This is a genomic window from Gelria sp. Kuro-4 (assembly GCF_019668485.1).
Classification (GTDB): Bacteria; Bacillota; DTU030; order DUMP01; family DUMP01; genus DUMP01.
The window spans coordinates 1,166,733-1,180,178 of sequence record NZ_AP024619.1; the positions used below are offsets into that span (position 1 = coordinate 1,166,733).

Genomic DNA, 13,446 nt, shown 5'->3' on the forward strand with positions numbered 1-13,446 from the left:
CGGCGCTGGAGGCGGTGGGAGAAGGAATCCGGCCCGCCCTGGTGAAGTTAATGAAAGTCACAATTGAACCGGCCTTGCTCTTAATGGCCCGGCAGGCCTGCTCCGGATAACGTAGAGGAGGAATAGTGAGTGAGCGAGCGCGAGTTCTACCTGGTGGACGTGTTTGCCGAGGAAAAGTACGCCGGCAACCAGCTGGCGGTGTTCACGCAGGGTCACCTTTACACCGATGCCGAGATGCAGAAACTCACCAAGGAGATGAACTACTCCGAGAGCACCTTCATCTTTCCTTTGGAGAGCGCCGGCAATACCTTCAAGGTGCGGATCTTTACCCCGGCCCGGGAGGTGCCCTTTGCCGGCCACCCTACCCTGGGCACGGCCTATGTAATCCTCAAGGAGTTTGTGCGCGCGCCGGTGCCGGAGGTGGTGCTCGACCTTAAGGTGGGGAAAATCCCCGTGGCCGTAAGCTACACGGCCGCCGGGGAGATTGCAGACCTCGTCATGAAGCAGGTGGAGCCCACCTTTGGCCCTACGGTGGATGCGGCCGGCGCTGCCGCGGTTCTTTCGTTGCCGGCGGAGGCGGTGGACACGCGCTATCCCGTGCAGGAGGTTTCCACGGGCCTGCCCTTCCTCATCGTCCCGCTTACATCCCTGGCGCACGTGCGCGCCGCCCAGGTGAACCTGGACCGCTTGGCGCACCTGTGGGAGCGGCTGGAGGCGCGCGGCATCTTAGTGTTCGCGCCCGAGACGTACACTCCCGCCGGCCGGCTCAACGTCCGCGTGTTCGTCCACTACCTGGGGGTTCCGGAAGACCCGGCCACCGGGAGCGGCAACGGCTGCCTGGCGGGTTACCTGGTGCAGCACAACTACTTTGGCACCTCCAGTATTGACATCAAGGTGGAGCAGGGGTACGAGATCGGCCGCCCCTCCGCCCTTCGCCTCAAGGGCCACCTGGAAGACGGCCACATCAACGTTTACGTCGGCGGCCGTGTCGTCCCCGTGGCCAAGGGGCGGCTGCTCTAGCAACGTGATCATGATCGCCTTAATGTGATCAAAGCGCCCCGAAATGCTCCCATCTACGGCCGGCACATTCCCAGGTTCCCGGCACCACCGCAAAAGGAGAGTGAGCAGGGAAATGCGGGTTGAAGACATCGACACGCCGGCGCTGCTGGTGGATGTTGCTATCATGGAGGAGAACCTGCGCTGGATGCAGGCGAAGGCGGACCGCGCGGGGGTGAAGCTGAGGCCGCACACCAAGACGCACCGCACGCCGGCGCTGGCCAGACGCCAGGTAGAGCTGGGGGCGCACGGGATTACCGTGGCCAAGCTGGGCGAGGCGGAGGTGATGGTGGAGGCGGGCCTTAGCGACATCTTCATCGCCAACGAGATCGTAGGACCGTTGAAGCTTACGCGCCTGCGCCGGCTGGCGCGCCGCGCGCGCCTGGCGGTGGCGGTGGACAGCCCAGTACAGGTACACGCGCTCGCGGAGACCTTCGCGAGCGAGGCGGAGCCGCTGGATGTGCTGATTGACGTGGATACAGGCGATGCCCGCACCGGGGTGCAGCCGGGGCAACCGGTCCTGGAACTGGCCCGCCTCGTCAGTGCTGCACCCGGCCTACGCCTCAGGGGCATCTATACTCACGAGGGCCACAGTTACGGCGCACCGGACGTGGCCGCGGTGCAGGCGGTCTTTCGCCGCAGCCAAGAGGATATGCTGGCCACGGCTGCTCTCCTGCGGCAACACGGCCTGCCGGTGGAAGAGATCAGTGTGGGCGCCACCCCGGCGCTCCTCGTGGCGGACATCCTGCCCGGCATCACCGAAATCCGCCCCGGTACGTACATCTTTCTTGACGCGGCGCAGGCCAACCTCCTGGGTACCTACGCGCGCTGTGCCCTCACTGTGCTGACCACGGTGACCAGCCGCCCCACCCCCGAGCGCGTGGTGCTGGACGCCGGGGTGAAGGCCCTTACCGCCTTCGTGCGCGGCGCCGGCGTCTGCCAGACGCACGGGTACGGGGTGCTCAAGGGCCTGCCGCACCTCCACCTGGAGAAGCTGTCCGACGAGCACGGCGTCTTCACCGCGCTGCCCGGCCGTGCTTGGGCCATCGGCGACCGGGTTGAGATCATCCCCAACCACGCCTGCCCCACCTGTAACCTCTACGACCGCATCTACGGCGTGCGGGACGGCCGAGTTGTCAACGCCTGGCCCATCCTGGCCCGCGGTGAATCTCGGTGACCAGAAGCTCGAACGGTGCCGAAGCATGGGTTAGAACAGGAGAATTTGTTGATTTCTAGTTTTTGACTGCTTTTCCACCAAGCGGTATAATATGTCAGGATGAGGGAGTACTGGCAAGACCGAGGAGAGGAGAGTGCACTCCTTGAGTGCCGGCGGCATGGAGTATCAAACAGCGGATCCAGCGTGGCGTCACGGGGTGGCTTTTACGCAGGGTGATCTTCTGCCGCAGCAGTTCGCCCTTGCCCCTGCTCCCCGTGACGCCAAGTTTATTTGGGCCAAACGCTCCAAACGCTCACCGGCAGCGAAGGACGGCTCGGAAACGGTTGTCCTGCCTGCCTGGGCCGGTGGGAAGGCGGTCGTCGTTTCCAGCGAGCGGCTCTACGCAGCACCGGGTAAAGGGTGGCGCGAGCGACTACTCACTTACTGGCGTAACGAGTGGAAAGAGGCCCGGGCAGAGGGGTACACGCAGCTCTTTGCCGTGGGTGAAGTGGATTTGCCCCTGCCGGTTCCGTTCCCGGAGGTGGTGCATTACGAACGGGAAGTGGATGTCTTCCTGCACCAGGTGCCTTTTTCCGCGCTTTGTGTGTATGATCTCTTTCAGGTGAACCGCGGCCAGGCGCTGGACCTGATATATGCGCATGATTACTTCTCCATTGAGGTACTGCCGGGCAAAGTCTTCGGCCCCGTATCGCGCAGACAGCTGCCCCTTTCGGGGCAGCTGGCCGATCTGGTGGATTTCGGCTTGGAACTGGCACGCCTGGGGCGGACCAAGAAGGCCCTCGCAGTAGAACAGGCCCGGCTGGCCGCCCTTTCGGATGCGTTGGCCGCCATCCTCGGCCGGTTAACCGACCAGCTGACGGTGGTGGCGGGTTTTGCAGAACTGGACTACCAGGTAGAAGCGGCGGCGAGGCGGGAACAGCCTCCCGTCCATCCCCTGCTGAGTGCTGCCCGCGAGGCGGCGGCTACTGTGAAAGACCTGGGGCACTGGCAGCAGCAGCTCATGCTGGCCATCGCCCGGCCCGACCCTTAATTCGCCTGCTCTGCCCGGCGACGCGGGTAAGTACCCGCGTCTTCTTTTTGTTTCAGCATGCGAACGATAGTATGATTGGCAGCAAAAAAGTTCGGAGCAGGCCTTGATTTCCAGCCGATAAACCCTTAGAATAAGGAATAGTTCGGGGATAGGGAAGAAGAACTGTACTCGAGGAGGTAGCGCAATGTCGACGGTTGCAGAGGCGGAAAAAACTCCTGTGGAGCTCGGATCAGCCGGCGGCCTGCTGGAGCGGGTGTTTCACCTTTCCAAGTACAAGACCGATGTGCGCACCGAGGTTATGGCCGGGCTGGTGACTTTCATGACCATGGCCTACATTATTGTTGTCAACCCGGCTATTCTTTCGGCAGCCGGGATGCCCGTGCCGGCCCTTACGGTGACCACCATCCTGGCCAGCGCTTTGGCCACCCTGCACATGGCCCTCTATGCCAACCGCCCCTTTGCCTTGGCCCCCGGCATGGGCTCCAACGCTTTCCTGGCCCTCACCCTGGTGGCGAGCGGCGTCACCGATTGGCAGACCGGGCTCGGCATGGTCCTTGTATCCGGTATCATCTTTGTGCTTCTCACCGTGGGCGGCCTGCGCGAGATGGTGGTGAAACTGGTACCCACCACCATTAAGTTCGCCATCGGTTCCGCCGTCGGCCTCTTCATAGCCCTGCTCGGTTTTAAGAATGCGGGACTGGTTACCGTGTCCAAGGCAACCGGCCTGCTGGCCCTGGGCAAGTTCTGGGAGCCCACGGCACTCCTCGCCATCATTGGCTTCTTTATTATCAGCGTGCTCATGGCGCTGCGCTTCCGGGGGGCGCTGCTGGCGGGCATTGCCCTCACCACGCTGGTCGGTATCCCCATGGGCATCACCAAGGTACCGCCTGCTCTCTTTTCGTTGCCGCCCAGCATCGCGCCGATTGCCTTAAAGGCTAACCTTCCGGGAGCGCTGAAATTGGCCTTCCTGCCGGCCATCTTCACCTTCTTCATGGGCGACTTTTTCTCCACCATGGGTACGGTTCTCGGCGTCGGCAGCAAGGCGGGCCTGCTGGACAAAGACGGCAACCTGCCGGAAATCCAGAAGCCGTTCCTGGTGGATGCCATTCACACCTGCGTGGGGGCGCTCCTTGGAACCACCACGGTGACCACCTTTGTGGAGTCGGCCTCCGGCGTGGAAGCCGGTGGGCGGACGGGCCTCACTGCTCTGGTGACGTCCTTGGCCTTCTTCGCCACCTTGTTCCTCACCCCGCTGGCGGTGATGATCCCGACCGCCGCCACGGCGCCGGCCCTCATCCTGATCGGCCTGCAGATGATGTCCACCATTAAGAACGTGAACTTCGACGACTTCACCCAGGCGCTGCCGGCCTTCATCACCATCGTCGTGACCGTGTTCACCTTCAACCTGGCCAACGGAATCTCGCTGGGTATCATCACCTACGTACTGCTTAACGTTTTCTCTGGGAAGTACCGCGAGGTTCCGGCCGGCCTGTATGTCCTCTGCGTGCCCCTCCTATACTACTTTTATTTGCTGAAGGCCTAGGCAAAAATCCTGTCAGCCTGTCCTGCGGGAGTAACGGGGCCGGGGAAAAGCGCCGGCCCCGGCCTTCATGTTTTTACGGTAAGATGTGTAGCAGCCAGGTTTAAGAAGAAAGCGAGGTCAGCCCATGAACCGCTCAGAACTCATTGCAGCCGCGTTGGGACGACGCCCCCTGGACCTGGTGATCCGGGACGTCCAGCTCGTCAACGTCTACACAGGGGAGATTTACCCGGCCGACATCGGCATCTCTCAGGGCTACATCGCCCATGTCACTGCCCCCGGGGAGGAGCACCTGGAAGGGGAAAACGTCGTCGCCGGGAACGGCCGCTATGCGGTGCCCGGCTTCATCGACACCCACGTCCACATCGAAAGCAGCATGCTGACGAGCGCCAACTTCGCCCGGGCGGTGCTGCCCCACGGGACCACCACCGTGCTCACCGACCCGCATGAGATCGGCAACGTGCTGGGGCTCCGGGGTGTCAAGTACATGGTGGATTCCAGCGCCGGCCTGCCACTGCGCATCCTCATCCTGGCGCCCTCCTGCGTGCCTTCCGTCCCCGGCATCGAGACGGCGGGGGCGGACTTCACCGCCGCGGAGATCAGTACCATGCTGAAGTGGGACCGGGTGGTGGGCCTGGCCGAGGTCATGGACTACCTGGGCGTTATCCACCAGACGCCGCGCATGAACGGCATCCTGGACGCAGTGCGGCAGAGCGGCGGGATCATCCAGGGGCACAGCCCCTTCCTGCGTGGCCGCCAGCTTTCCGCCTACCTCTGCGCCGGCCCGCACTCGGACCACGAGGTGGCCACGCCGGAGGACACCCTGGCGAAACTGCGCGCCGGAATGACGGTGGACGCCAAGGAAAGCTCCATTGCCAAGAACATTAAGGAAACGGTGGGCGTGTACCGAGGGCTCACCCTGCCGCCCAACTTCACCTTCTGCACCGACGACCGCGAGGCCGACGACCTGCTCCACGAAGGGCACCTGGACTTTGTGCTGCGGCGCGCCATCGCCGAAGGCCTGTCCCCGGTGGCGGCCATCCGTATCGCCACCCTGCAGGCGGCTGCTCAGTTGGGCCTGAAGGAACTGGGCGCCATCGCTCCGGGGAAGGTTGCCGACATCGTACTCCTCGACGATCTCGAACAGGTGAAGGTGAGCGCCGTCTTTACCGGCGGGAAACTGGTGGCCCAGGCGGGCCGGCTGGTCGAGGAGCCGGCTGTGCCCTGCTTCCCCTTGGAGCGCGAGAACACGGTGCACCTGGGGCGGGAGCTTACGGAGGCCGACTTTGTACTGCGGGCGCCCGTGAAGGGCGGCACGGTCAAGACGCGCCTCCTGGCCTATGAGCCAGGCAACTTCGTCCGCACGGAGTTTGAGGTGCGGGAGCTCCCCGTGGTGGACGGCGTAGTGGAGTACGGCCGGGTGCCCGGGCTGAACCTGGTTGCGGTGCTGGAACGGCACGGGCGCAGCGGCAACCGGGCCTACGGGGTGCTGAGCGGTTTCGGCCTGACGCGCGGTGCCATTGCCAGCACGGTGTCCCACGACTGCCACAACCTCACCGTGGTGGGAACCAGCGCCGCCGACATGCTCCTGGCTGTGCGCGAGCTGGCCGCCTGCGGCGGTGGGCTCATCTGCGTCCGGGACGGCCAGGTGCTGGCCAAGCTGGAGCTGCCCATCGCGGGGCTCCTCTCGCCGCTTACGGCGGAGGAGCTGGCCCCTAAGATCCAGCACATGAAGCGTACGCTGAACCAGCTGGGCCTGGCGGGCGTGAACCCGCTCCTGCGCGTGGCCACGCTGGCGCTGCCGGTGGTGCCGCGGGCCAAAATCACCGACAAAGGCTTGGTGGACGTGGAGACGCAGCAGCTGGTACCGCTCTTTCTCGCTTAGGGTTTAAGGGGTTTAAGCGCAGCAAAACCTCCCAGAAAGCTGGGAGGTTTTTTATTATGGTGGCGCCGGGTTTCGACTCATGTCGCCCTAGGACAACATACCCATCAACAAAGAGTAAAATATAGGTCAATCCTACCAGAAGTGGGAGGAATTTGCTGCCCTGCGGCGAATGAGTACAGCGACGAAAACGAAGGATTCAGGTCCAACAAAAAATATCGCATTTATCCCACCCCGACCGTAGATGACGGGGTAGCCATGCTAGAATGGAGGCGGAGAAGACCGAAGAAGCGGTACTGCGGTCGGCAAACTTGGGAGGGGGCTTAGCCGTGACCATCTCCTTGGCAACATCCTCTGGTTCATCTGCACCTACGCCCGCTGAGCTTACCATTTACTGTTTGAATGGCTTTCAAGTCCGTCGCGGGACCAACCCTATCCTCCCCCGCAACTGGAACCGGAAAAAGACCGCCCAGCTCTTCAAGTACCTCTTGGTGGCAGAGCAGCCTGTGCCGGTGAATACCCTGCTCGAGGAGTTTTGGCCCGACCTCAAGGAGAAAGCGGCCCGCCATAACCTTGCCGTTACTCTGTACAACCTGCGGCGGACGCTGGAGCCCGAGCGGGTACGCGGTGCGGGGTCCCACTTTGTTGTGAGCCTGGGGGACTATATTCAGCTCAATTGGGACCGCGTGGCCTACTACGACGTAGAGAAGTTCCTGCGCGAGCGCCGCGAAGGCTTGAACTTTCTCGCCCAGGGCATGTTGCGCCAGGCGGCCTGCGCCTTCGCCGCCGCGTTTGACGTTTACAAGACGGATTTTCTCACCGATACCATCGAGCCCTGGGCTGCGGCCAAAAGGCAGCGGCTGCAGACGGCGTACCTGGACCTCTTGGAGCATCTGACCGACACGCTGATCAAGCTGGAGCGGCACAGCCAGGCCTTTGAATATGCGGGGCATCTGATTCAACTCGATCCCTGTAACGAGGAGGGACATCGCATGCTCATGGAAATCCTCATGGCCTTGGGGCACCGCTCCCAGGCCATAGCCCAGTATCACCACTGTCGGGACATCTTAAAGCGCGAACGAGGCATATCACCCGGCCCCCTAACCGAAGAACTGTACCGCCGCATCGCCAGCGGGGAGAGCCGTCAAGGTTCTCTCCGCTGAGTGCTTGTTAAGGAGGTGTTGATAAGGAGGTGATCGGCCTGCCGATTGCCGCGCTCGGCATCGCGTACCGACACGCGTAGCGAAGGGGGCGTTTGTATTGAGGTAGGGTTGCGAAGGTGGTTGGTTTCACGTTTTAAGTAAAGGGGTGGTGGCGGCTACAAGAAGTATAACTTCGGTGAAACGGGTGCGCATCAAGCCTAAATAAGCAGCCTGGAGGTGTATCAAGGTTGTCACGTCGAGTGCGCAGATTCATTGCCGTGATTGCTGCCCTGGCTTTAGTCCTCTCGGCCTTCCCGTCCCTGGCTGCCCCACAGGCCGCGGACATCGCCGGGCACTGGGCCGAGCAGGCCATACGGCAGCTTATGGAAAAAGGGGCCGTTTCCGGTTTACCCGATGGGACCTTCCGGCCCGAACTAACGGTGACGAGAGCTGAATTCGTCACCATGGTGAACAAGAGCCTAGGCATCAGCCCGGTGTCCGGCCCCATTCGCTTCAGCGATGTCAAGGCGGGCGACTGGTTCGCCGGCCAGGTGGAGGCCGCAGCTGCCCGGGGCTATGTTACCGGTAACCCGGACGGTACCTTCAGCCCCTACCGCCCCATCACCCGCGAACAGGCGGCGGCCATGCTGGTGCGCGCCTTCGCTTTCCCCAAGCTGACCAGCGCCGCTGAGCAGGACGCCGCCCTGGCTCCGTTCAGCGATGCCGCGAGCGTCAGCGCCTGGGCCAAGGCGGACATGGCTACGGCGGTAAGCCTGGGCCTCATCGGCGGCTACACTCCCACCACCCTGGCACCGAAACCGGCCGGCCTTACTGATGCCGGTTGGCGCGCCTGGGAGACGGCCCGTACCACCGAGCAGCGCCAGGCCGTCCTGGCCAAGTACGGCAGCGCCGGCCTTATCACCCGTGCCCAGACCGCAGCCGTTATCGTGCGAGCCTTGGTCAAGGCCGAAGAGCTCAAGGCCGAGCAGCCCGAAGCCGGCGTCCCGGCCAAACTGGAGCTCGAGGCCAAGGACGACACCCTGCGCGTCGGCACTAAGGCCGAGATTACCGCCACCGTACTTGACGGCAATGATAAACCCGTCAAAGACGTAGAGGTTGCCTTCGAGGTTCTGCGGGACGACAAAAAGGATCCCGTAGAAGAGAAGACCGTCACCACCAAGTCTGATGGTACTGCCTTCTTCACTTACACCGGCCCGGCCGAAAAAGCCACCGACACCGTTAAAGCCACCGCCGGCGACCTGGAGAAAGAGATCACCATCGACTGGTACAGGTCCACCGGCGGCGGTGGAGGAGGCGGCGGTGGTGGCGGCACCGAGCCTACCGTCTACGCTATCTCGGGTGCTGTGAAGGATGATAAGGGCCAGGCCGTCCCTCGGGCCAAAGTAGAGCTTTATGCCGCAGGTAGCTTAGCACCTACTGCCACGAGGACGACGGACTTAAACGGTGAATTCGATTTTGGCAGCTATGCACCGGGGAGTTACAAGCTGAGCGTCCAAAAGCAAGACGGGGACAGTTACCTTGTTGGCTATAAGGACTTCTCCATTGCCAACACTCCCATCAGCGCCGAGATCACCGTAAGGAAGGCACTGGTACTAACCGGGACACTGGTGGACAACGAAGGGAATCCGCTCACCAACACTCCCGTTGTCGCCACCCTGAACCCCATCTTCCGTACCGTCACCGACAGCGTCTATGGCAACTTCATTCTGCCTGTTGCAACTGGAGGCGGCGTTCCTGAGGGCAGTTACCAGGTCAAGGCTGTTTCTAACAAGCTTCCTGATACTCCGATTGTCGAAATCCCGAGCAGCGCGCCGGCAGAAGTCACGATAGAACTTGGAACCGTGACTGCGGTTGCGGAGGACGAGACTCCAGAGATCAGGATCACCGGCGCTACTGAAGCCACTGAAGGCAAAGACGTCACCCTAACGGTTTACGTATACGCGGGCGAAGGACTATCGGCAGAGTACCGGATCTTAGACCCGAGCGGGAAGCTGACCGGCCCCACGAAACTGGACACTAACCAAGAAGAAGTCATTACCATTAAAGATGTTGCAGCTGGCACGTATACCGTTTATGTACTCGTTAAAAAGACTGTAGGCTCTGAGGTAGCCATTATTGCCACTAAGACACGCGTTATAACGGTTGAAGCTCTCGAAGACACCACAGCCCCGATGGTAGCCAGTACTGATCCTCTCAACAATGCAACCGGCGTCCCGGTAGACAAGGTCATCACGGTGACCTTCAGCGAGGACGTGCAGGAGGGTGCTAGCTTCGGCCAGATCGCCCTCAAGGACGCTGCCGACACCACGGTGGAGTGCAACGTGACCCTGAGCGGCAAGGTGCTGACCATCGACCCGAACGCTGACCTTGACTACAGCACCATCTACACCGTGACCATCCCTGCCGGCGCGGTGAAGGACCTGGCGGGTAATGACCTAGAGGCGGAGTACACCTTCAGCTTCACCACGGCGGCTGCGACGGACACCGACGCTCCGACGGTAGCTGCCACCTCCTGGGCCGACTATGAGGGCGCGGGGACCGAAGGCGACCGAAAAGCTATCACCGATCCTGCGGCAGTGACCGAGCTGCGGCTGACCTTCAGCGAACCGATTAAATTCGCTGGTACGATCCAAGAAGAGCAGCAGCAGGGCGCAGCGGTGCAGGTCACAGCTGCCTACGTCGATGAAAGCGACAACAAGGTACTGGTACTCGAACTGAACAACAAGGCCGGCTTACCGTACGACCATGCTGGCTTTGTCTGGCTCGAGGCCACGGACGTAGAGGACCTGGCGGGCAACCCCATGGAAGCCCCCTACGTGATCTACTACCAGACGGCCAAACAGCCTGTACAACAAGGCGTCTGGGAGGCCACGACCGGGATCGGTGCCCATGAAGGCAAGGTCTACGAAGAGTACGCGCTCAAGGTCGGCGACAAGGTCATCGACCTGAGCGCGGGCAAGGTCAAGAGCATCACCGTGCTTGAGCCGAATGCTGCCGAGCCCAAGACACTCGAGCCCAACACCGACAGCACCCTCTGGTTCAAGGTCGAGAAAGCGGCGGGCGACTACGAGTTCACCATCGTCGACAACAGCGATATCACCTACACCGCCACCCTGAATTGGAGCGGGCCGACGGAAGTTGCGGCTACGACAACGGGTCAAGAGGGTGAGCACGCAGGCGCATACTACGTCGAGTACAAATTCATGGTGGACGAAGATACGCAGCTTGACCTGTCGAGCTTCACCAAGATGTACCAGCTGAAGCCGGATGACAGCGTGGCCGAGCTCACCGCCAATACCGACCAGACCCTCTGGTTCAAGACCACGGGCCAGATTCCAGGCACCCACGTCTTCCTCGTGAAGAAGGACGGCGTCTGGTACCGGGCCGAGATCGAGTGGGGCGCCGTTGAGGCTGCCTGGGAGGCTACGACCGGGATCGGAGCCCACGACGGCAAGGTCTATGAAGAGTACCAGCTCAAGGTTGGCGACAAGGTCGTCGACCTGAGCACGGGCAACGTCAAGAGCATCAAGGTGCTTGAGCCTGGCGCCACCGAGCCCAAGACGCTCGAGCCCAATGCTGACAGCACCCTCTGGTTCAAGATCCAGAACAAGGGCGGGGACTATGTCTTCACCGTCGTCGATAAGAATGATATTACCTACACCGCGACCCTCAAGTGGACTGCCCCGACGGAAGTAACTGCTACCAAGACCGGTTTGGAAGGAGACCACGATGGAGTTCACTACGTCGAGTACGAGTTCTTCAAGGCCGATAACAGCAGGCTCAACCTCTCCGAGTTTACCAAGATGTACCAGATCAAGCCGGATGACAGCGTGGTTGAGCTTACTGCCAACACTGACAGCACCCTCTGGTTCAAGACCACCGGTCAGGTGGAAGGGACCCACACCTTCCTCGTGAAGCAGGGTGGCACCTGGTATGTGGCCACCATCGAGTGGGGTGCCATCGAAGCCAGCTTTGCTGGTACCGAGAGGATCGGCGCCCACGACGGCAAGGTCTACGAAGAGTACCAGCTAAAGGCGGGCGACAAGGTCATCGACCTGAGCGCGGACAACGTCCAGAGCATCACGGTGGTTGAGCCTGGCGCAACCGATCCCAAGACGCTCGAGCCCAACACCGACAGTACTCTCTGGTTCAACGTCCAGAGCGCGGCGAGTGACTATAAGTTCACCGTCGTCGACAAGAACGACATCACCTACACCGCGACCTTGGTCTGGGCCGGGCCGACGGCAGTGACCGCTGAGACTACCGGCCAGGAGGGCGAGCACGAAGGGAACTACTACGTCGAGTACGAGTTCCTCAAGACGGACGGTAGCCGGCTTGACCTCTCGAGCTTCGACGCCATGTACCAGATCAAGCCGGACGGCAGCGTCTACGAGCTCACCGCCAACACGGACGCGACCCTCTGGTTCAAGACCACGGGCCAGATGGAAGGCACCCATACCTTCCTTGTGAAGAACCCGAAAAATGGTCAGGGTTGGTACGTTGCCAGCATTAGCTATCCGTTGCCTGCTGTAGCAGCAACCTGGGAGGCCACGACCGGGATCGGTGCCCACGACGGGAAGGTCTATGAAGAGTACGCGCTGAAGGTGGGCACGAGGGTCATCGACCTGAGCGTGGACAACGTCACGAGCATCAGCGTGCTTGAGCCGGGTGCGACCGAGCCCAAGAGACTCGAGGCCAACACCGACAGCACCCTCTGGTTCAACGTCGAGAAAGCGGCGGGCGACTACGAGTTCACCATCGTCGACAACAACGGTATCACCTACACCGCCACCCTGTCTTGGGTGGGGCCGACGACAGTAACAGCCAAAACCACAGGGCAGGAAGGCTACAACCAAGAGCTTCAAGCCTACTACGTCGAGTACGAGTTCCTCAAGACGGACGGTAGCCGGCTTGACCTTTCGAGCTTCGATGCCATGTACCAGATCAAGCCGCTGGCCGAAGGCCAGGATGTGCCGGATGTTTTCGAGCTCACCGCCAATGCCGACCAGACCCTCTGGTTCAAGACCACGGGCCAGATTCCGGGCACCCACGTCTTCCTCGTGAAGAAGGACGGCGTCTGGTACCGGGCCGAGATCGAGTGGGAAGTGGCGAAGCCCACGGTCACAGTGGAAGCGCCTGCGACCCTTTACAAGGGTGTAGAGGCGGCCGTGACCTCGCAGAGCAGCAACCCGGCGGAGGGCTTGGCCTACGACAACGTGCGCTTCAACATCACCGTGGCTGGCCCGGCGGACTTTGCGGCCGGAACGGCCCGTGAGAGCGTCTTTACCATCACCAAGGTGGACGGCAGTACCGACACGCAGGGGATCAACGAGACCTTCGTCCTCGTGGACGGCAAGTTCCAAGGATACTGGGGCCCGGTAGTCGGCTTTCCGATGCCGGCTGGGTACACGGCAGAGACGAGTTTCAGCGTAGTTCTGGCTAATACGGCGCCTCTCGGGACCTACACGGTGACCGTCGAGCTTGTGGACCTGAACACGAACACGGTTCTGGCTAGTGCCAGTGACACGTTTACACTAGCGGAAAAGTAAGTAAGATGGTTAACATGTTGGTGGGGCACGAGCTGCGATTGCAGCTCGT

Annotated in this window: 7 protein-coding genes; all 7 read left to right on the forward strand. The window is 61.7% G+C overall.

What is annotated here, in order from left to right; all coding sequences use genetic code 11:
* The first annotated feature begins 129 nt into the window (after positions 1 to 129).
* The 7 genes from K5554_RS05815 to K5554_RS05845 all read left to right on the forward strand — a co-directional run bounded on the left by K5554_RS05815 (position 130) and on the right by K5554_RS05845 (position 13,397).
* Positions 130 to 1,020 carry a PhzF family phenazine biosynthesis protein gene (locus tag K5554_RS05815; RefSeq protein ID WP_221040198.1) on the forward strand — a complete coding sequence of 297 codons (891 nt, stop codon included), beginning with the start codon at positions 130 to 132 and terminating at the stop codon, positions 1,018 to 1,020.
* A 112-nt stretch (positions 1,021 to 1,132) separates the two neighbouring features.
* Positions 1,133 to 2,233 (forward strand): alanine racemase, encoded by a 1,101-nt coding sequence (locus tag K5554_RS05820; RefSeq protein WP_221040199.1) that lies wholly within the window; start codon positions 1,133 to 1,135, stop codon positions 2,231 to 2,233.
* A gap of 133 nt (positions 2,234 to 2,366) precedes the next feature.
* Positions 2,367 to 3,263, forward strand: coding sequence for an MEDS domain-containing protein (locus tag K5554_RS05825; RefSeq protein ID WP_221040200.1), 897 nt, complete (start codon positions 2,367 to 2,369; stop codon positions 3,261 to 3,263).
* Between the two features lie 184 nt (positions 3,264 to 3,447).
* On the forward strand, positions 3,448 to 4,806 hold the full coding sequence (locus tag K5554_RS05830) for an NCS2 family permease (RefSeq protein WP_221040201.1): 1,359 nt from the start codon (positions 3,448 to 3,450) through the stop codon (positions 4,804 to 4,806).
* 124 nt (positions 4,807 to 4,930) lie between these two features.
* The gene (gene ade, locus K5554_RS05835) at positions 4,931 to 6,688 is read left to right on the forward strand and encodes an adenine deaminase (protein ID WP_221040202.1); all 1,758 of its coding nucleotides are present in this window, start codon (positions 4,931 to 4,933) and stop codon (positions 6,686 to 6,688) included.
* A gap of 326 nt (positions 6,689 to 7,014) precedes the next feature.
* A complete protein-coding gene (locus K5554_RS05840) occupies positions 7,015 to 7,848 on the forward strand; it encodes a BTAD domain-containing putative transcriptional regulator (protein WP_221040203.1) in 834 nt (277 codons plus the stop codon).
* Between the two features lie 239 nt (positions 7,849 to 8,087).
* The gene (locus K5554_RS05845) at positions 8,088 to 13,397 is read left to right on the forward strand and encodes an S-layer homology domain-containing protein (RefSeq protein ID WP_221040204.1); all 5,310 of its coding nucleotides are present in this window, start codon (positions 8,088 to 8,090) and stop codon (positions 13,395 to 13,397) included.
* Positions 13,398 to 13,446 lie beyond the last annotated feature (49 nt).

Bases quoted from the DNA above. Each gene is read 5' to 3' on its own strand.
- K5554_RS05830 (WP_221040201.1), top strand. From the start codon at position 3,448: ATGTCGACGGTTGCAGAGGCGGAAAAAACTCCTGTGGAGCTCGGATCA.
- K5554_RS05820 (WP_221040199.1), top strand. From the start codon at position 1,133: ATGCGGGTTGAAGACATCGACACGCCGGCGCTGCTGGTGGATGTTGCT.
- ade (WP_221040202.1), top strand. From the start codon at position 4,931: ATGAACCGCTCAGAACTCATTGCAGCCGCGTTGGGACGACGCCCCCTG.